This is a genomic window from Cupriavidus necator A5-1, from assembly GCF_000744095.1.
In the GTDB taxonomy this organism is placed as follows: domain Bacteria; phylum Pseudomonadota; class Gammaproteobacteria; order Burkholderiales; family Burkholderiaceae; genus Cupriavidus; species Cupriavidus necator_A.
This window is the reverse complement of record NZ_JQLI01000001.1, coordinates 3,555,619-3,574,760: the sequence shown is the minus strand read 5'-3', so window position 1 is coordinate 3,574,760 and position 19,142 is coordinate 3,555,619. Positions and strand designations below refer to the sequence as shown.

The following is a 19,142-nucleotide window of genomic DNA, read 5'->3' as shown; positions in this document are numbered from 1 at the left end:
AGGGTGAAGCGGTGAGGCATTACCAGCTCGCGTCGAGTCCCAGGTGGCGAAGCGCCGCGTGCCGCAGCTCGGTCAGCCGCGGGTCGCCGCGATGGCGCGGGTAGGGCAGGTCGACCTTGATCTCGGCGGTGATACGCGCAGGGCGCTGGCTGAAGACGATCACGCGTTGCGCGAGGAACAATGCCTCTTCCACATCGTGCGTGACCAGCAGCGCCGAGAAGCGCGAGCGTTGCCACAGCTCGACCAGGTCGCTTTGCATCGCGAGCCGCGTCAGCGAATCCAGCTTGCCCAGCGGTTCATCCAGCACCAGCAGGCGCGGATCGTTGACCAGCGCGCGCGCCAGCGCCACGCGCTGCGCCATGCCGCCCGAGAGCTGGTGCGGGAAGGCGCGGGCGAAGGCTTCCAGCCCGACGCGGCGCAGCGCGTCGTCGACGCGGTGCCGCTCCTGCGCCAGGATGCCGCGTGCCTGCAGGCCGAGTGCGACGTTGTCCCAGACACGGCGCCAGGGGTATAGCGTGGGGTCCTGGAACACGACAATGCGTGAGGGGTCGGGCTCGGTGATGGGCGTGCCGTCCTGCAGGATGTCGCCGGAGGAGGGGTGGTCGAGGCCAGCGACCAGGCGCAGCAGCGTGGACTTGCCGCAGCCGCTGGGGCCGAGCAGGGCGACGAATTCGCCGGGGGCGACGTCGAGGTCGACATTGTCGAGGACCTGCAGCTGGTCATCGGCGGAACCGAACCAGTGGCTGACATTCCGGATGTCGATACGCGCGCCCGTTAGAGCTCCGGACGTATCGCCTGCCGCCGCGTTAACTCCCCTCCCCCGCTCGCGGGAGAGGGGAGCCTTCTGCGGGCGATCGTTGGATCGCGAGGCTTTCAACCGCTCAACAACACTCACCATTTCACCGTCCCCTTCTGCCACGACAGCACGCGATCGCGCGCAACAAACAACAGCGTGATCACGCCTGAAAACAACAACGCCATCACAATCAGCGCCGCGTACATATTGACGTACGAAGCCCAGCCCTGCGCCCAGGTCAGGTACCAGCCCAACCCTGACTTCACGCCCATCATCTCCGCCGTCACCAGCACTGAGAACGAAGCGCCCAACCCCATGAACAGTCCGACGAACACTTGCGGCAGCGCCGCCGGAATCGCCACCCGCAGCACCAGGAACCAACCGGAAGCGCCCATGGTGCGCGCCACGTCGTAGTAGCTCTTGTTGACCCCAGCCACGCCCGACCACGTCAGCACCGCGACTGGAAACCCCGTAGCCAGCGCAATCAGGAACACCGCGGCCGAATAGCTCGACGGAAAGAAGTAGAACGTCAGCGGCAGCAGCGCCGTCGAAGGCAATGGCCCCAACACCCGTAGCACCGGATGCACCCAGTACCCGATCCGCCGCGACCAGCCGATCGACACCCCTACGAGGAAACCCGCCAGCCCGCCATACGCCACGCCCAGTCCCAGCAGCTTGAGAGTATTGAGCACACTGTCGCCCAACCGCCGCCAGTCGTCGGCATAGACCTCGATCAGCGCCTGTGGCGGCGCAAAGAAGGGCGTAGGCAGGATCGCGGTCTTGGCGGTCAGGATTTCCCACGCCGCCAGCACCACCGGCAGTGCGACCAGCCATGGACCGGCGGTGCGCAACGCGGCCAACGCGCGTTGTGCCGCACTGACACGCTGGCCGACGAGCGCGACCAGCGCCAGCAGCACGGCGCCCGCCAGCGCCGCAATGCCCAGTTCCTCCGTATAGGCCCAGTCGCTGAAGCCGACCACCTGGTTCGGCCATTGCCACGTCAACGCGCCGAACGCGGCCCACGCCAGCGCCGCGACGATGCCCGTGGCCCAGACCGGGCTGGTACCACGCACGGTGGCAATGGCAGGTGCGGCTGGCTCGCGCGCGAGCCCCGCATCGAGTGCAGGTTGGCTTGTCGTCATCGCATCACCCCAGGACATTGGCGTAGACATGCTGCGCCAGGCGTTTGGCATCGGTGGTCTTCTTCAGCACGCCGATGCGGCGGAAATCGTCGGCGTAGAACGCGATCTCGTCGCGCAGGTCGACGCCGGTCGGGTGGTGGGTATAGGTCAGCGTCGCGTACAGCTTGCGCAGGTCGTCCGGGTTGATCTTGGGCGAGTACTTGGCAAAGACCTTGGCAGCTTCGTTGGGGTTCTCGTTGACGTAATCGGTCGCCTGCACGATCGCGCGCGCCAGCGAGGAAGCGGCAGGGCGGTCGTTGCGCACCAGCTCGCCACGCGCGCCGATCACGCAGCAGACCTTGCGCGCGTACTCGCCGGTGAGGTTCGTGGCCAGTTCGACGTAGGCACCGTTGGTGCGCTTCTCCAGCAGGTAGAGGTTGGGATCGCCGTCAGCGATGGCCTGGATCTCGCCCTTGTCCACGGCCACGCCGAGCAGGTCGGCCGGATACTGGCGCCAGGTGATGTCCTTGTCCGGGTCGATGCCGTTCTTGGCCAGCAGGATGGTGAAGAAGTGCTTGCCCGGCGCCGCCAGGTCGCTCACGCCGACGGTCTTGCCCTTGAGCTGCTGCAGATTGGTCACGCCCGCGGCCTTCGAACCCACCAGCCGCACGCAACCGCCGTGCGAGCTGCCGATGATCTTGACGTCAAAGCCCGCTTCCAGCGGCTTGAGCCAGCGGTGGATCATGCCGACCGCGGCATCGGCCTTGCCGGTGGCGATCGATTCCAGCAACTGGTCGGTCGAGCCGCTGTAGTTGATCAGGTCGATCTGCAGGCCGTTCTTCTCGAAGAAGCCCTTCTCCTGCGCCACCACGATCGGCGTCAGGCAGAACGAGTTCTGGTTCCAGGCGAAGGTCAGCTTGCGCGGCGCCGACCAGGCCTGGCGCCCGAGGATCAGCGCGGGCGCGGCAATGGCCGCGGCACTGGCAAGGCGCAGCACGTCACGGCGGCGCGGATCGGTGGTGGTCTTCTGGCTCATGGTGAAACTCCCCGTTCTCGTTGTTTGATATGAGGTGTCAGTCCAGCAGGTCGGGCTCGGCCTCGACCAGGCCGGCATACAGGCTTTCAAAGGCATGCAGCGAGCCTTCGTTGCCCCCGACTTGCGAATGCGTATGGCGCGCGGTGGCCGCATCGATGGGCTGCGGCGTGCCGGCGGCTTCGGCCAGCAGCTGCGTGTGCGCGGCGTTCTCCAGCGCGATGTACCACCACGCCGCGGCCTCCACGGTCGGGCCGGCGGTGAGGATGCCGTGGTTTTTCAGGATCGCGCCCTTGTAGGTCTCGCCGTTGCCCTTGTCGAGCGCGCGCGCGATGCGCTGGCCTTCGCTGTCGTCGACCACCATGCCGGTGAAGTCGTCGAACAGCGCGTGGTCTTCGAAGAACGAGCACGAGTCCTGGGTTAGCGGGTCGAGCCTGCGCCCCAGCGTCGACCACGCCTTGCCGTAGGTCGAATGCGTATGCGCGGCGGCGACGATATGCGGATGCGCTTCGTGGATGGCGGCGTGGATGGCAAAGGCGGCCTTGTTCAGCGGCCGGTTGCCGATCACGGTCTCACCCCGTGCATTGACCAGCAGCAGGTCGGACACGCGGAGGCGCGAGAAATGCACGCCCAGCGGGTTGACCCAGAAGTGGTCGGTCAGCTCCGGGTCGCGCGCGGTGATATGGCCGGCCAGCCCGAGGTCGAAACCCTGGCGGGCAAAGATGCGGAAGGCGCCGGCCAGGCGTTCCTGGCGATGGCGGCGCTCGGCCTCGATGGTGGGGCGCGGCGGGATGGGATCGAACCAGAACTTCTGCTGCGGATGCGGGTTCAGCTTCAGCGCGGCGGGGCGCTGGATGGGGACGACGGCGTTCATGGCGAGGGTTCTTCCGGGGGGATCAGGCGGCCTTGCGCTCGGCCGCCGCGTCGTGCTGCGCGACCAGCTCGCGCACGCGCGGGATCAGCTCGCGGCCGTAGTCGATAGCGTCTTCGAGCGGGTCGAAGCCGCGGATCAGGAAGGTGGTCACACCGAGCTCGTAGTACACCAACAGCGCCTGCGCCACCTGTTCGGGCGTGCCGACCAGGCCGGTGGAGTTGGAGCGCCCGCCGGTTTCGCGCGCGATGGCGGTCCACAGCCGCTGGTCGACGCGGTCGCCTTTGTCGGCGGCAGCCAGCAGGCGGCGCGCGCCTTCGCTTTGCTGCGGCCCGCCGCGGCTATAGCCGGCCTGCACGCGCAGTGCGCGGGTGCGCTCCAGGATGCTGTCGGCGCGGGCCCAGGCTTTCTCTTCGGTCTCCGCCAGCACCGGGCGGAACGAGACCGAGAAGCGCACCTCGCGCCCATGCTTCGCGGCTTCGGCGCGCACGCGCGTGGTCAGCTCGCGCACCTGGTCGAGCGATTCGCCCCACAGCGCGTAGACGTCGGCATGTTTGCCGGCCACGGTGAGCGCCGCTTCGGAGGCGCCGCCGAAGTAGATGGGCACGTGCGGCTGCTGTGCGGGCTTGACTTCGGAGAAGCCCTGCGTAAAGCGGTAGAACTGGCCTTCGTGATCGAACGGCGCAGTCCCGGTCCAGATGCGGCGCAGGATCTGCAGGTACTCATCGGTGCGCGCATAGCGCTGGTCGTGGTCAAGGAAGTCGCCATCGCGCTGCTGCTCGCTGTCGGAGCCGCCGGAGATAAAGTGGACCCCGAGCCGGCCGCCGCTGAACTGGTCGAGCGTGGCGATCTGGCGCGCGGCCAGTGTGGGCGCGGTAAAGCCGGGGCGGTGCGCCAGCATGAAGTGGATGCGCTCGGTCACGCAGGCGGCGTAGGCGATGGTCAGCGTGGCCGACGGACCGGTGGAGTGGTGCGGCACCAGGATGCGGTCGAAGCCGGCCTGCTCATGCGCCTGCGCAAAGGCGCGAACGTAGTCGCGATCGATCGCGGGCCCCGAGGGCGGATGGATCTCGGACTGCTTCTGGCTCTGGATCATGCCGATGAAATCGACGCTCATGCGGGTGCTCCTGTATCGGTGATAGCGGCAGCGTGGCCGCCCGGATGGTTGTGGGCTGAGGAAGAAAGTACGACAGCGGCGTCTCGCCACTAACGAATAAAAACGACGGTCCATATTCAATAAGCGTCGTTTCCGGAACGCGGGGCCGGCGGTACGCTATGCGGCATTCATGGCGATGCCGTCCGCAGCAGCAGGCATCGGCCGTCATCCTTCCCGGAGCGTTTCCCATGTCTTTGACGTCTTCCCTGCGCCGGCTGCCCAGCAGTGACGCGCGCCTTGGCGACGTGCTGGCCGAGCTGTCCGCGCGCTTTGCCGCCGGCGCCCCCGCGCATGACGCGGCTGCCAGCTTTCCGCACGACAACTTCGCGCAACTGCACGCGCATGGCCTGACCGCACAGGTGGTGCCGCGCACGCACGGCGGCGGCGGGGCAGGGCTGGTTGAGGCGCGCCGGATCGTGGCCGCGGTGGCGGGCGGCGAGCCGGCCACCGCGCTGGTGCTGACCATGACCTACCTGCAGCACCGCGCCATTGCCCGCGCCGACTCGCACTGGTCACCGACCGTGCGCGACCAGGTCTTTGCCAGTGCGGTGCAGGACGGTGCGCTGATCAACGCGCTGCGCGTCGAGCCGGAGCTGGGCTCGCCCGCGCGCGGCGGCCTGCCTGGCACGATTGCCACGCGCGTGGGCAACGGCTGGCGCCTCAGCGGGCGCAAGCTCTACAGCACCGGCATCCCCGCGCTGCGCTGGCTGGCGGTGTGGGCGCGCACGGACGAGCCGCAGCCACGCGTTGGCATATTCCTGGTGCCTGGACCGGCCTCGGGCATCGCGGGCGTGCGCATCGTCGAGAACTGGAACCACCTCGGCCTGCGCGCCTCGGGCAGCCACGAGACCGTGCTCGATAATGTGTGGATTCCGCCCGGCCACGCCGTCGATATCCGCCCGCCGTCGGCGTGGGCGCCGGCCGGCGCGAGCCAGGCCGACATCGACGCCAACGCCGACCAGCAGGCGTGGATGGTGGTGCTGCTCGGCAGCCTCTACGACGCCGTGGCGCGCGCCGCCGACGCGTGGGTCCGCACCTTTGTGCGCAAACGCGCCCCCGGCAGCCTGGGCGCGCCGCTCGCCACGCTGCCGCGGGTGCAGGAAACCATCGGCGAGATCGCGGCGCTGCTGCGGACCAACGCCGTGGTGCTCGACGATGCCGCCGCGCGCACCGACGCGGGCGAGCCGCCCACGGCTGCCGACAGCGGCCTGCTGAAGTTCACCGTTACCGGCAATGCGATCCGCGCGGTGGAGCTGGCGTTGCAGCTGTCTGGCAACCACGGCCTAAGCCGCAACAACCCGCTGGAGCGCCACTATCGCGACGTACTGTGCAGCCGCATCCATACGCCGCAGAACGATGCCATCCTGGGCGCCGCCGGGCGTGCGCAACTCGGCCTGTAGGCACGCGCCCCGCCGGGCCGTGCTATGTTTGCAGGGCCAGCGCCCCGCAGAGGCCGCGCGGCCGGCGCCTGGCGTGCCGGCAAACCAGAACGAGACACTCCGGAGTGATTCCCATGGGCAATTCCCCCAACCCCAATGCGCCAAACGCACTGGCGCCGCTGCGCGACTTCGTCACCGCATTGTCCGCGCTGCTCGACCAGCATCCCGACGAACCCCGCATCCTGCGCGAGGGCGGGGCGTTGCTGGCAAAGCTGGTGGCACACGACGACTGGCTGCCCGATGCCTGGGCCCGACCGCATCCCGAGTACTACCAGCAGCACCTGCTGCATTGCGATTCCGCCGAGCGTTTTTCCGTCGTCAGCTTTGTCTGGGGGCCGGGGCAGCGCACGCCGATCCACGACCATACCGTGTGGGGCCTGATCGGCATGCTGCGTGGTGCGGAGGAATCGCAGCCGTTCGTGCTCGATGCCGCCGGGTGGCCGGTGCCACGGGGCGACGCCGTGCGGCTGTCGCCGGGACAGGTCGAGGCCGTTTCGCCGACCGTTGGCGACATCCATCGCGTCAACAACGTCCATGACGATCGAGTCTCGGTCAGTATCCACGTCTACGGCGGCAATATCGGCGCAGTGCGCCGCTCGGTCTATGCCGAGGACGGCACGCGCAAGCCCTTTATCTCCGGCTATTCCAATCAGACCCTGCCCAACCTGTGGGACCGCTCCCGAGAACTTGCCCAGTCATGACCAACCACAACGCTGCCTTTCCGACTTATTCGCGCGAGGACGTGCGCAAGATCCTGCTCGACGGCGAAGAGATCGCGCTGCTCGACGTACGCGAGGAAGATCCCTTCGCGCAGGAGCACCCGCTGTGGGCGGCCAATTTCCCGCTGTCGAAGCTTGAGCTTGAAGCGTGGTCGCGCATCCCGCGCCGCGACACGCTGCTCGTCGTCTACGGCGAACACGCCGGCGAAGACCTGGCGCCACGCGCGGCAGCCGTGCTGCGCGAGCTGGGCTATACGCGCGTCCATCTGCTCGAAGGCGGGCTGCGCACATGGATCGCCGGCGGCGGTGAGGTGTTTCGCGACGTCAACGTGCCCAGCAAGTCGTTCGGCGAACTGGTCGAGGCCAAACGCCATACGCCGTCACTGGCGGCCGAGGAAGTGCAGGCGCTGATCGACAGCAAGGCCGACGTGGTGATCGTCGACGCGCGCCGCTTCGATGAGTACCAGACCATGAGCGTTCCCACTGCCACCAGCGTGCCGGGTGCGGAGCTGGTGCTGCGCGTGCGCGAGCTGGCGCCCGATCCGCGCACGCGGGTGATCGTCAATTGCGCCGGCCGTACGCGCAGCATCATCGGCACGCAGTCGCTGGTCAACGCGGGTATTCCTAACCCGGTCGCCGCGTTGCGCAACGGCACCATCGGCTGGACGCTGGCCGGGCAGCAGTTGGACCACGGCGCCAGCCGCCGCGCGCCGGCCGCAGTGAGCGATGCTAATCGCGACAGCGCCCGCCACGGCGCGCGCGAGATCGCCGATCGTGCCGGCGTGCGCCGTATCGCGCTGGCCGATCTCGAGACGCTGCAGCAACCGGGACGCACGCTGTACCGCTTCGATGTGCGCACGCCCGAGGAATTCGCCGACGGCCACCTGCCGGGCTTCGTCAACGCCCCGGGCGGCCAGCTGGTGCAGGAAACCGATCACAACGCCCCCGTGCGCGGCGCGCGCATCCTGCTGGCCGACGACGATGACGTGCGCGCCAGTATGACCGGGTCGTGGCTGGCGCAGATGGGGTGGGAAGTCTGGGTAGTGGAGCCGGTGGACGCCGCGGTGCGCAGCGAGACGGGTGCGGTCACCGCGCAGGTGCCCGCGTCGGCCCTGGTGCCATCGGTGACGCCCTCAGAACTGGCGGCATGGCTTGATGCGAAGGATGGCAGCACCACCGTGCTCGACTTTACCGCGAGCGCGAACTACGTCAAGCGCCATATCCCCGGCGCGTACTTCGTCATCCGCGGGCAACTGGCTGACGCGCTGCAGCGCATCCCGCCGCCGCGCCGCTATGTGCTGACCTGCGGCTCGAGCCTGCTGGCGCGCTTTGCCGCCGCCGACCTCGCGCGCCTGACCGATGCCGAGATCTTCGTGCTGGAAGGCGGCACGCAGGCGTGGATTGCCGCGGGCCTGCCGCTGGAAAGCGGCGAAACGCGGCTGGCGTCGGAACGCACCGACCGCTACCGCCGGCCTTATGAGGGCACCGACAGTCCGCGTGAGGCCATGCAGGGCTACCTCGACTGGGAGTTCGGCCTGATCGCGCAACTGGAGCGCGACGGCACGCACGGCTTCCGGGTGGCGTAGGGCGATCGCGGCGCGACCCGTCCGCTCCTTGCCCAGCGGGGTCACGATCACGTCTGCGCAGTGCGTAGGTGATGGCCAGGATGCTTGCGGTCCACCGCCTTCAGCAGCGTATTGGTGCGGATCGTGCTGAGTTCCTCAGCGCCCAACTTCACCCGCAGGCCGCCCTCCTTGAGCGACATTGCCGCGAGTTGAGGTTCTCCAGGTCGAGGGGGTCACCGAACTCGGCACGAGGGGGTCACCGAACTCGGCAGCGGTGAACGCTTGATAATAACAAGTCAGTCGTCTATAATCCGCCGAGGACACTATCAACCGAATCGACATGCCAAGGCCAGCCAACCCCGAGGTGCGTAATCGACTCCTTAGCGAAGGTGGTCGTGTTATTCACGAACTGGGCTTCAATGCATGCGGCGTGCAAGACATTGTCGCCGCGGCGAATGTTCCGAAAGGATCCTTTTACAGCTATTTCGAGAGTAAGGAAATTTTCGCCGCCGAGGTGCTGGAGGCCTATTGGGAGTCTATCGAAAGTCGCCACGGACAAGTGATGTATGACGCTCGAATCCCGCCTCTCACGCGCATCGAAAGCCTGTTTGAATGGTTGGTGGAGGACCACGCAGCCCAGGAATTCAGGCTCGGGTGTCTTGTGGGTAACCTCTCCCTTGAATTGTCAAATACCTCCAGTCACGTCCGAAGCGCCTTGGAGGGCATCATGAAGCGCTGGGAGGGCATGATTGTCGCGTGTCTGGATGAGGCGAAGTTGCGCCAGGAGCTTTCTGCAGGCACTGATAGCCGTCAGCTCGCGGCCGTTATTGTCGAGGCTTTCGAGGGGGCGGTTCTACGTAGTAAGGTCGAGCGCAACGGCGATGCTTGCCGACGCTTTCAGCACCTCACTCTGAAGCGGCTGCTGTACTGATTTTTTTTGCTTTGTTAAATAGACGACTGGTCGGCTATTTATTTGGGTAAATTGGCCGACGTCATTGAAAGACCATCCTATGCCGCCGAGTGCGGTCAAGAAAGGAGTACTACCCATGTCTTCAAATAATCTCAACCTCACCAAGGGTGTGTCGCGGCGTGACTTGCTGCTCGGTAGCGCCGCCGCAGCTGGCTCTCTTGCCGCGGCCAGCTTGCCGAGCCCGGTAATGGCCGCTCCGTCAGCAAAGGAGGCGCATCACGCAAAGGCTGGCGGCACGGCCTCCGGAAGTTACATCGCGACAAAGGACGGCACGCAGCTCTATTTCAAGGACTGGGGCGCTGGTCGCCCCATCGTGTTCTGTCATGGCTGGCCGCTCAGTTCGGACAGCTGGGAATCTCAAATGATGTTGGTTGCGTTGGAAGGGTATCGTGCCGTCGCACATGATCGTCGTGGCCACGGCCGTTCAAGCCAGCCCTGGAACGGCAACGAGATGAACACCTATGCCGACGACCTGGCTGCTGTGTTCAACACCCTTGACCTGCGCGATGCCGTACTCGTGGGTTTCTCCACGGGCGGGGGCGAAGTGGCTCGCTATCTCGGCCGGCACGGCACGCGACGCGTGTCCAAAGTCGTGCTGGTTTCAGCAGTGCCGCCTTTGATGCTCAGGACGCCCGCCAACCCGCTTGGCTTGCCAATCGGAGTCTTCGACGGCCTGCGCGCCGCGCAGCTCGCCAATCGGTCCCAGTTCTACAAGGATGTGCCCACCGGTCCGTTCTATGGCTTCAACCGTCCCGGCGCAAAGCCTTCGCAGGGGCTGATCGACGCATGGTGGGCCCAAGGTATGCAGGGCGGACACAAGAACACTTATGACTCGATCAAGGCGTTCTCGGAAACCGATTTCACCGAAGACCTCAAGAAGATCGACGTGCCTACCCTGATCATCCACGGCGACGATGACCAGATTGTTCCTATCGATGCCGCCGGACGCGCTTCGGCAAAGCTGATCAAAAACTCCAGGCTGATCGTCTATCCCGGCGCGCCGCATGGACTGACCGATACGCATAAGGAAAAATTCAACGCCGATCTGTTGGCGTTCATTCGCAGTTGAAATCTCATTGTTAGTTCAATGTCGGACACCGCTTTTTGTTGCCGGCAGCGAACCAACGCAACCTGACAGGTAATTCCCATGAGCAACCATCACAATTGCTATGCAGATCCCGTTGAACCGGCTTTGCCGAAGAGCGATTTGACACTGGACCTCCCGCGGACGGCGCTGGTGGTCATCGACCCGCAGATCGACTTCATGAGTCCCGAAGGGCGCAGCTGGGAGGTCGTCGGCGAAAGCGTGACGGAGCAGAATCTGGTGCCCAACCTTGTCCGCCTGTTCCAGGCTGCGAAGCAGGCGGGCATCACCGTCGCCATCTCTCCCCACTATTACTATCCCCATGATCACACATGGAAAGTGCACGGTCCCGCCGAGAAGCTGCAGCATGCCTTGGGCATGTTTGACCGGCATGGTGCGCTGACGCTGGACGGCTTCCGGGGTTCGGGGGCAGATTTTATGCCGGAGTTCAAGCAGTACATCGAAGATGGAAAAACCATTATCTGCTCGACGCACAAGCTGTACGGCCCACAAGCCAACGACCTCGTTTTGCAGTTGCGCAAGCAGCGCGTCGATCAGGTGATCCTTGCTGGCATGGCCGCCAACCTATGCGTCGAATCCCATCTGCGGGATCTGCTGGAGCAGGGTTTCGAAGTTGCGGTCGTACGCGACGCGGTGGCAGGTCCGAAGGTGCCGGAAGGCGATGGATATCACGCGGCGCTGGTCAACTTCCGCTTTATCGCAAACGCGCTGTGGGATACCGACGAAACTGTGCGGCGGCTGGCAGGAAGTGTTCGCGCAGCGGCGTAATCCCTGCGATTTTGATGTAAGCATGACCCCATGCGCCAGGAGGCGACTTCTCCTGGCGCGGCCATGGGGCGGCCGGCACATCAATGTCTGGTTCAAAGGTAGAGGGATGACCCAAATGCTTAAGCTGCCTTCACGCTACAGCCATTTCGTCTATGGCGTTATCCAGGCCGGATTAACCTGTGCCATCGCTGCTGCCATCGCAAGCATTCCATTTGCAGAAGAGGGCTTGTTCTTTCAGCAATGGCTAAGGTCCTGGAGCATTTCCTGGCTCACCATGTTACCGGTTGTGCTGTTGGCGGCTCCGTTTATTCGACGTATGGTGGAGCGAATGACAACCAATTCTTAGCATCACGGTGTCATAAAGAATGGATACAAAGTACGCCCTTCTGAATTGAAGGGGAGTGAGCCCTCCGCTGCTAGATGCAGCCGAAACAATTAACTGAACTTAGACCAAGGAGTGATCTGATGCTGGAATCCCGTGAAGGCCAACGCGTTCCCAATGTCGCTTTCCGCGTGCGGGAAGACAATGAGTGGAAGACCATCACCACCGGCGAACTGTTCAGCGGCAAGACCGTGGTCGTGTTCTCGCTGCCGGGCGCCTTCACGCCGACGTGCTCGTCCACGCACTTGCCGCGCTACAACGAACTGGCACCGGTGTTCGCGAAGAACGGCGTCGACGACATCCTGTGCGTGTCGGTCAACGACACCTTCGTGATGAACGAGTGGGCCAAGGACCAGGAATCCGAGAACATCACCATGATCCCCGACGGCAACGGTGAATTCACCGATGGTATGGGCATGCTGGTGGACAAGACCGACCTGGGCTTTGGCAAGCGCAGCTGGCGCTATTCCATGCTGGTCAAGGACGGCGTGGTGCAGAAGATGTTCATCGAGCCGGAAGAGCCGGGCGACCCCTTCAAGGTGTCCGACGCCGACACCATGCTGGCCCATATCGCCCCGGATGCGCGCAAGCCTGACCAGGTGGTGGTGTTCTCCAAGGTCGGCTGCTCGTTCTGCGCCAAGGCCAAGCAACTGCTGGACGACAACGGCTACGACTACATCGACGTGCCGCTGGACAACAAGGTGCGCGGCAAGATGCTGGGCGCCGTGTCGGGCGAGATGACGGCACCGCAGGTCTTCATCAACGGCAAGCTGGTCGGCGGCGCCGAAGCGCTGCAGCAGTACCTGGCCAGGTAAGCCACCCGATCCCCATCGATTTCCGCCCCCGCGGATCCGGCAGTCGCCGGACCCGATGGCACCGCCTTGCCCTCCGCTTCGTGCGCGAGGGACATGGCGGTGCCATCCAGCCCGCTGATTGAGAGCCGCTTTGACGCCATAAAAACAGAGGAACCGTACGCCATGACTACCATCCAGACCGACGTCGCCGTGATCGGCGCAGGCACCGCCGGCCTTGCCGCCTACCGCGCCGCGATTGCCGCCGGCAAGCGCGCCGTGATCATCGAAGGCGGCCCGTACGGCACCACCTGCGCGCGCGTGGGCTGCATGCCTTCCAAGCTGCTGATCGCCGCCGCCGAGGCAGCGCACGAACTGCGCCACACCGCGCCGTTCGGCGTGCACGTCGACGGCCAGATCCGCATCGACGGCCGCGAGGTGATGGCCCGCGTGCGCAGCGAACGCGACCGCTTCGTCGGCTTCGTGGTGCGCGGCGTGGAAAACATCCCGGAAGCGGACCGCATCCGCGGCTACGCCCGCTTTATCGACAACACCACGCTGGAAGTGGACGGCCAGACCACCGTGCGCGCCAGCCGCGTGCCACCGGTTCCACGCCGACGCTGCCGGCGCCGTTCAAGGCGTTCGGCGACCGCCTGATCGTCAATGACGACGTGTTTGCGTGGGAAGACCTGCCCGCCAGCGTGGTGGTGTTCGGCCCGGGCGTGATCGGGCTGGAACTGGGCCAGGCGCTGTCGCGCCTCGGCGTGCGGGTGCGCGTGTTCGGCGTCAGCGGCTCGCTCGGGCCGCTGACCGATCCGGTGATCCGTGCCTATGCGGCCAGTACCTTCAATGACGAGTTCTACCTCGACCCCAATGCCAGGGTGACCGAAATGGAGCGCGATGGCGATCAGGTGGTGGTGACCTATCTCGACCGCGAAGGCCGCAGCGTGACCGAGCGCTTCGACTACGCGCTGGCCGCCACCGGACGCGAGCCCAATGTGCGCGGCCTGGGCCTGGAGAATACCGGCCTGGCGCTGGACCAGCGTGGCGTGCCCCTGTTCGATGCGCAGACGCTCCAGTGCGGCAATGCGCCGGTATTCATTGCCGGCGATGCCAACAACATCCTGCCGCTGCTGCACGAGGCCGCGGACGAGGGCAAGGCCGCCGGCGAGAATGCCGCCAGCTATCCGCAGGTGAAGCCGCTGGCGCGCCGGGCGCCGCTCGCGGTGGTGTTCTCCGATCCACAGATCGCCATGGTCGGCCAGTGTTATGCCGATCTGGCCGAAGGCCACTTCGTCACTGGCAGAGTCAGCTTCGAAGACCAGGGCCGCAGCCGCGTGATGCTGAAGAACCGCGGGCTGATGCACGTCTATGCCGACAAGGCCACCGGCTGCTTCCTGGGGGCTGAATGGACCGGCCCGCGTGCCGAGAACATCGCCCACCTGCTGGCGTGGTCGTACCAGCAAGGCCTGACCATCGGGCAGATGCTGGCGATGCCGTTCTACCATCCGGTGGTAATGGAATGGACGCCCCCGTCCGAAACGGCATCGATGTGCCAAAGTGGTAAGTGCGTCGAAGCACAACCTCATCGAAGGGGGCGTCATCATGAACGTTACTACAGTTGGGATCGATCTAGCCAAGAACGTGTTACAGGTGCACGGCGTGAATGAGCACGGTAAGCCAGTATTGAAGAGGCAGCTCAAGCGGCACCAGGTGGCAATGTTCTTTGCCAACCTGCCATGTTGCCTGATCGGCATGGAGGCGTGCGGCAGCGCCCACTTCTGGGCCCGTAAGCTGCAAGGCTTCGGGCATACGGTACGGTTGATGGCACCGCAATTCGTCAAGCCCTATGTGAAGACGAACAAGAATGACGTTGCAGATGCTGAAGCCATCTGCGAAGCGGTGGCACGCCCAAACATGCGGTTTGTTCCCGTCAAAACTGTCGAACAACAGGCTGTACTGGCATTGCATCGCGCTCGCCAAGGCTTCGTGCGTGCGCGCACTGCGCAGGCTAACCAGATCCGCGGGTTGCTCGGTGAGTTTGGTCTTGTGATCCCACAGGGGATTACCAACATCGCCCAATGCGTACCGGCACTAATCGAAGATGCCAGCAATGAATTGCCTGGATCATTCCGGCTGTTGATACAGCGTCTGACGGATCACCTCAAGGAACTCGATCGACAAGTTGACGAGCTTGAAACGCTGATTAAGGTGTGGCACCGCGCTAATGATGCCAGTCGGAAGCTTGCGGAGATCCCTGGCATCGGGCCAATCACGGCGAGCGCCTTAGTGGCCTCCGTAGGGGATGCCAAGTGCTTCACCAATGGTCGCCAATTAGCGGCCTGGCTAGGTCTGGTTCCGCGACAACATTCGAGCGGAGGCAAGTCGACGTTGTTGGGCATTAGCAAGCGCGGTGATAGCTATTTGCGCACGCTGATGGTACACGGGGCGCGGGCTGTGGTTCGCTATTCGGCAAACAAAAAGGATCCATCCTCCGCCTGGCTTCAAAGCCTGCAGGCGCGCCGGCACAAGAATGTGGCTGTGGTGGCCCTGGCCAACAGGAATGCCCGGATTGTTTGGGCATTGCTGACTCAAGGACGTACGTTCCGACCAGATTACCCCCCGGCTGTCGCCGGCGCGTAGTCTGGTCGGTTTGGCTAGCAACATAGGGAAACGTTATAGAGGTTCCTCCAGCGATTGCTTAGGCAGTCATGACGTGATGGCAAGATAGGTCGGACCGGGATCGGAATACTCTGTCCTCTCACAGGCGCTTCGAGCGCGAGGTGGTGAAAAGAGCCCGATCAGCAGATTCCATCAGGGACAGAGGGCAATTACCTCGCAAAAGTCCGGATGTATGGCCGCAATCTCAACCCTGTCTACCCGTCATGCGTGAAGGCTTGGCAAATCGGGGGCGTCCATGTATGGAAGAGGGCCTGCGCACAGCGCTGCGCGACGCGGCGGCGCAGCTGGCGGGCTGAGGGAGGGCCGTGCTTGTAAGACAGGTCTGTCTGACACAATTTGCGCAGCTAACACGTCTCATAGCAACTTTCTATTGGCACTCTCCAGGGGAACGAACGTAACGATTCTCTGTCAATCGTAATCGTTAAGTTACAATGCTGTACCGCAGCACGGCCGGTTAGCCCAGAAAATGGCGACCCCGGCTCCTGCCGCCAACGCCCCCGACCATGCGATTGTTGTTCCTGCTGCTGACTGTCATGTGCCTGTCGCTGCTCTCCTTTGGAGCAGTGGCGGACGCGCGCGCGCCGCTGCAGGCGCAGGCCAGCGTGGACGTGGCGGACATGGCGGCGCTGCAGTCAGTGGACGATATCGGCCGGGTCATCGTGCCGGGCGACGATGGCCTGCATGACGACGATATCTGCGATGACCCGCCGCCCGGGTACTGCAATATCTGGTCGGCCGACCTGCTCGATCCGCTCGACCTGCTCGACGAGATCGAGGAATCCAGTGCCCTGTTTGCCCTGCCGCCGGTGAAGCTGCTGCTGCCCAGCGGCGACATCGCGCAATCTCCTCCCGGCCGCGCCGATCCGCCGCCTTCGGCTTTCTTCCGGCCACCGATTTCCCTCTCCTGAGCGCCTGGCGTACGCACGCCTTGCCGCTCGCTCCCGCACGCACGCGCTGCGCATGCAGTTGCCGTGCCGCGGGCCGCGCCCCCTTGCCTGATACCGCCAGCCTGCCCGCTGCCTTGCCGCGCGGGTAAGCCGCTGCCGTTTTCCGTCTTGCCGTGACTTGTGCGCGCCGGGGCGCGCGGCGGCATGGCGCAGGCGTCGTATTGCTTGCACTCCGGACTCATGACAACAACCAAGCTGACCCTGATCGCGTCGCTTTCGCTGCTCGCGCTCGCCGCTCCGGCCCACGCCGGCGCGCAAGGCGCATCGGCCGCGAAGGCGCCGGGTACCGCACCCGCTGCTCCAGCCACCGCGCCCCTCTCAAGGCCTGCCACGCTGCCCACCCCAGGCGCCGAACTGCTGGTCGCCACGGCGGTGCCCCAGAACGTTTCGGCCCGCCCCGTCGGCCAGACCGGCCCCGCTTACTCGCTGCCCCAGCTGCTCGACATGGCGCAGTCCACCAACAAGGGCGTCGCTGCCGCCGAGGCGAATGTCGATGCTGCCAGCGCAGCCATCACCAGCGCCCGCGCCTATCCCAACCCGCAGGTCGAGGTGATGTACGGCCGGCTGTCCGGCAAGCAGCCCGGCGTCACCAGCGGCAATGCTCCCAGCTACGCCGTGGTGCAGAAGCTGGACTACCCGCACCAGCGCAGCCTGCGCGAAGCCATGGCCACCCGCGGCCTGGAGTCCTCGCAGGCCGTGCGGCAGGGTTTCCGTGCCGACCTCGCCGCTCGCGTCAAGACCGCCTACTACAACGTGCTGCGCCGCGAGAGCGAACTGCACGCCGCCGAGGAAGACCTGGCGATGATGCGGCAGATCCACTCGCGCGCTCGTCTGCGCGTGGAGGTCGGCGAAGCGCCGCGCTATGAACTGATCAAGGCCGAGACCGAACTGCTGGCCTCGCAGAAGAACCAGCAGACCGCCGAGCTGCGCGTCAACCAGGCCAAGGCGGCGCTGCGCCAGCAGGTCGGCGGCGCCATGGCGGGCGGCCAGTTCTCGCTGGCAGGCACCCTGGGCCAGTCGCCGGACGTGCCGCCGCTGCCGGTGCTGCGCGACACCATGACCGCCAGCAATGCCGAACTGGTCCAGCGCCGCATGGAGCTGGAGCGCGCCAGCCTGGGCGTGGACTACCAGCGCTCGCTGCGCTGGCCGGAAGTGGCGGTGCGCGCCAGCACCGACCGCCAGCCTGACAACAACGTCTCGCAGATCGGCCTGGTCATGACCATCCCGCTGTGGGACCGCCGCAGCGGCCCGGTGGGCGAGGCCACGGCCCAGGCCACCCAGGCGCGCAGCGCGCTGGAAGCGCGCGAGTTCGAGCTCACGCAGGAGCTGGAATCCGCCTACCGCCAGTACGAGATCACGCAGGCGCAGGTGACCGCGCTCGAGTCCGGCATCGTGCGCGAGGCCGAGTCGGCGCTGGGCGTGGCCGAGGCCGCCTACCGCTTTGGCGAGCGCGGCATCCTCGACTACATCGATGCCCAGCGCGTGCTGCGCGGCGCGCGCAACGAGCTGATTGCCGCCCAGTACGAGCTGCAGGTGGCCGCCATCCAGATCGAAAAGCTCATGTCGACCGCCCCGGGCGCCACCGCCGCGCCGGGTCTGCAGCCGACCTCCATCATCGAACAGAAATAACCATGCGTCCCAATTTCCTGCTTTCGCTGACGGCCGCGGCCGTCCTGACGTTCAGCCTGGCGGCCTGCTCCGATAAACCTGAACCCGTTGCCGAAGCGCCCAGGCTGCCGCCCGGCGTGATCCAGCCGGAAGGCAACCTGCAGAAGTCGCTGAAGGTGGCACCCGTGGCCACCTCCCCGTTCAGCGAGATGCTGCGCGTGGCCGGCCGCATCGACTTTGACGAGCAGCGCGTGTCGCGCATCGGCGCCAGCGTGACCGGCCGCGTGACTGACCTGTACGCCACCCTGGGCCAGGAAGTGAAGGCTGGCCAGGTGCTGGCGCGCCTGCACAGCAGCGAGCTGGGCGCGGCGCAGATGGCCTTCCTGAAGAGCGAGGCGCAGCACGAGCTGCAGGTGCGCAATGCGGAGCGCGCGCGCCAGTTGTTTGCCGCCGACGTGATCGGGCGCGGCGAACTGCAGCGCCGCGAGAGCGAGCTGGCGATCGCCTCGGCCGAGATGCGCGCTTACCGCGACCAGCTGCGCGTGCTGGGCATGTCGCAGGCCTCCATCGCCGAGCTGGCGAAGAACGGCAGCATCAACTCGCATTCGCCGGTGCATTCCAGCATCAGTGGCACCGTGGTCGAGCGCAACGTGGCGCAAGGGCAAGTGGTGCAGCCGGCCGACGCGCTCTACACCGTGGCCGACCTCTCGCGCGTGTGGGTGGTTGCCGAAGTGCCCGAGCAGCAGGCCGCCGAGGTGGCCGAGGGCCAGAGCGTCGAGATCGAGGTGCCGTCGCTGGGCAACGGCGCCGGCCGCGAGACCATCACGGGCAAGCTGATCTACGTCGGCCGCACGGTCAATCCGCAGTCGCGCACGGTGCTGGTCCGTACCGAGCTGGAGAACCGCGAAGGCCGCCTCAAGCCCGCCATGCTGGCCAGCATGCTGATCGCCGGCAAGCCGGTCGACCAGCTGGTCATCCCGGCTTCCGCGGTGGTGCGTGATGGCAACGACGAGCTGGTCTATGTCGAGATGCCCGGCAACAAGTTCCGCCTGACCAAGGTCAAGCTGGGCGCCGAGAGCGACGGCATGCGCGTGGTGCAGAACGGCGTCAAGGCCGGGGACCGCGTGGTGGTCGATGGCGCCTTCCATCTGGACAACGAGCGCAAGCGCATCGAGCAAGGGTAATCGGA

18 protein-coding genes and 1 pseudogene are annotated in these 19,142 nt (G+C 65.6%); 13 read left to right on the top strand and 6 right to left on the bottom strand.

The genetic code is table 11. The features are described 5' to 3' along the window. Window positions 1-19: 19 nt before the first annotated feature. Genes K307_RS15900 through K307_RS15880 form a run of 5 tightly spaced genes read right to left on the bottom strand, consistent with a single transcriptional unit; the run spans window position 20 to window position 4,938 of the window. Window positions 20-898 (bottom strand): ABC transporter ATP-binding protein, encoded by an 879-nt coding sequence (locus tag K307_RS15900; protein WP_042879501.1) that lies wholly within the window; start codon window positions 896-898, stop codon window positions 20-22. Next, window positions 892-1,938 carry an ABC transporter permease gene (locus tag K307_RS15895; RefSeq protein WP_042882135.1) on the bottom strand — a complete coding sequence of 349 codons (1,047 nt, stop codon included), beginning with the start codon at window positions 1,936-1,938 and terminating at the stop codon, window positions 892-894. Before K307_RS15895 ends, K307_RS15900 begins: the two co-directional genes overlap by 7 nt. 4 nt (window positions 1,939-1,942) lie before the next feature. Beyond that, window positions 1,943-2,953, bottom strand: a complete 1,011-nt coding sequence (locus K307_RS15890; protein WP_042879500.1) for an ABC transporter substrate-binding protein — start codon at window positions 2,951-2,953, stop codon at window positions 1,943-1,945. Window positions 2,954-2,990: 37 nt separating this feature from the next. Next, window positions 2,991-3,824, bottom strand: a complete 834-nt coding sequence (locus tag K307_RS15885; protein WP_042879498.1) for a class II aldolase/adducin family protein — start codon at window positions 3,822-3,824, stop codon at window positions 2,991-2,993. A 22-nt stretch (window positions 3,825-3,846) separates the two neighbouring features. Continuing rightward, window positions 3,847-4,938: an LLM class flavin-dependent oxidoreductase gene (locus K307_RS15880; RefSeq protein WP_042879496.1), complete on the bottom strand. Its 1,092-nt coding sequence runs from the start codon at window positions 4,936-4,938 to the stop codon at window positions 3,847-3,849. Between the two features lie 227 nt (window positions 4,939-5,165). Here K307_RS15880 and K307_RS15875 point away from each other — a divergent pair, with 227 nt between their 5' ends. The 3 genes from K307_RS15875 to K307_RS15865 all read left to right on the top strand — a co-directional run bounded on the left by K307_RS15875 (window position 5,166) and on the right by K307_RS15865 (window position 8,721). Then, entirely contained in the window at window positions 5,166-6,377 is a 1,212-nt protein-coding gene (locus K307_RS15875) for an acyl-CoA dehydrogenase family protein (RefSeq protein ID WP_042879494.1), read from the top strand. Window positions 6,378-6,490: 113 nt separating this feature from the next. Continuing rightward, window positions 6,491-7,117 (top strand): cysteine dioxygenase, encoded by a 627-nt coding sequence (locus K307_RS15870; RefSeq protein ID WP_042879492.1) that lies wholly within the window; start codon window positions 6,491-6,493, stop codon window positions 7,115-7,117. Beyond that, the gene (locus tag K307_RS15865) at window positions 7,114-8,721 is read left to right on the top strand and encodes a rhodanese-related sulfurtransferase (RefSeq protein ID WP_042879489.1); all 1,608 of its coding nucleotides are present in this window, start codon (window positions 7,114-7,116) and stop codon (window positions 8,719-8,721) included. The genes K307_RS15870 and K307_RS15865 overlap by 4 nt, the downstream gene beginning before the upstream one ends. Before the next feature lie 47 nt (window positions 8,722-8,768). Here K307_RS15865 and K307_RS50370 read toward each other — a convergent pair whose 3' ends face one another. Then, entirely contained in the window at window positions 8,769-8,900 is a 132-nt protein-coding gene (locus tag K307_RS50370; protein WP_268989197.1) for a hypothetical protein, read from the bottom strand. Between the two features lie 140 nt (window positions 8,901-9,040). On the opposite strand from K307_RS50370, the gene K307_RS15860 reads away from it, so the two are divergent. The 10 genes and pseudogenes from K307_RS15860 to K307_RS15820 all read left to right on the top strand — a co-directional run bounded on the left by K307_RS15860 (window position 9,041) and on the right by K307_RS15820 (window position 19,137). Continuing rightward, window positions 9,041-9,631, top strand: a complete 591-nt coding sequence (locus K307_RS15860) for a TetR/AcrR family transcriptional regulator (RefSeq protein ID WP_042879487.1) — start codon at window positions 9,041-9,043, stop codon at window positions 9,629-9,631. A gap of 115 nt (window positions 9,632-9,746) precedes the next feature. Next, complete coding sequence (locus K307_RS15855) at window positions 9,747-10,739, top strand: alpha/beta fold hydrolase (RefSeq protein ID WP_080745041.1); 993 nt, start codon at window positions 9,747-9,749, stop codon at window positions 10,737-10,739. Between the two features lie 78 nt (window positions 10,740-10,817). Continuing rightward, window positions 10,818-11,543: a cysteine hydrolase gene (locus K307_RS15850; protein WP_042879485.1), complete on the top strand. Its 726-nt coding sequence runs from the start codon at window positions 10,818-10,820 to the stop codon at window positions 11,541-11,543. A 106-nt stretch (window positions 11,544-11,649) separates the two neighbouring features. Beyond that, window positions 11,650-11,889: a DUF2798 domain-containing protein gene (locus K307_RS46190; protein ID WP_230625709.1), complete on the top strand. Its 240-nt coding sequence runs from the start codon at window positions 11,650-11,652 to the stop codon at window positions 11,887-11,889. Window positions 11,890-12,008: 119 nt separating this feature from the next. Beyond that, a complete protein-coding gene (locus tag K307_RS15845; protein WP_042879483.1) occupies window positions 12,009-12,740 on the top strand; it encodes a glutathione peroxidase in 732 nt (243 codons plus the stop codon). A 162-nt stretch (window positions 12,741-12,902) separates the two neighbouring features. Continuing rightward, a pseudogene (locus K307_RS15840) lies at window positions 12,903-14,386 on the top strand (dihydrolipoyl dehydrogenase). After that, window positions 14,322-15,359 (top strand): IS110 family transposase, encoded by a 1,038-nt coding sequence (locus tag K307_RS15835; protein ID WP_042879481.1) that lies wholly within the window; start codon window positions 14,322-14,324, stop codon window positions 15,357-15,359. Before K307_RS15840 ends, K307_RS15835 begins: the two are co-directional and overlap by 65 nt. 542 nt (window positions 15,360-15,901) lie before the next feature. Further along, complete coding sequence (locus tag K307_RS15830) at window positions 15,902-16,306, top strand: hypothetical protein (RefSeq protein ID WP_042879478.1); 405 nt, start codon at window positions 15,902-15,904, stop codon at window positions 16,304-16,306. A gap of 219 nt (window positions 16,307-16,525) precedes the next feature. Then, the gene (locus tag K307_RS15825; RefSeq protein WP_042879475.1) at window positions 16,526-17,974 is read left to right on the top strand and encodes a TolC family protein; all 1,449 of its coding nucleotides are present in this window, start codon (window positions 16,526-16,528) and stop codon (window positions 17,972-17,974) included. Between the two features lie 2 nt (window positions 17,975-17,976). Continuing rightward, on the top strand, window positions 17,977-19,137 hold the full coding sequence (locus tag K307_RS15820) for an efflux RND transporter periplasmic adaptor subunit (protein WP_042879474.1): 1,161 nt from the start codon (window positions 17,977-17,979) through the stop codon (window positions 19,135-19,137). Window positions 19,138-19,142 lie beyond the last annotated feature (5 nt).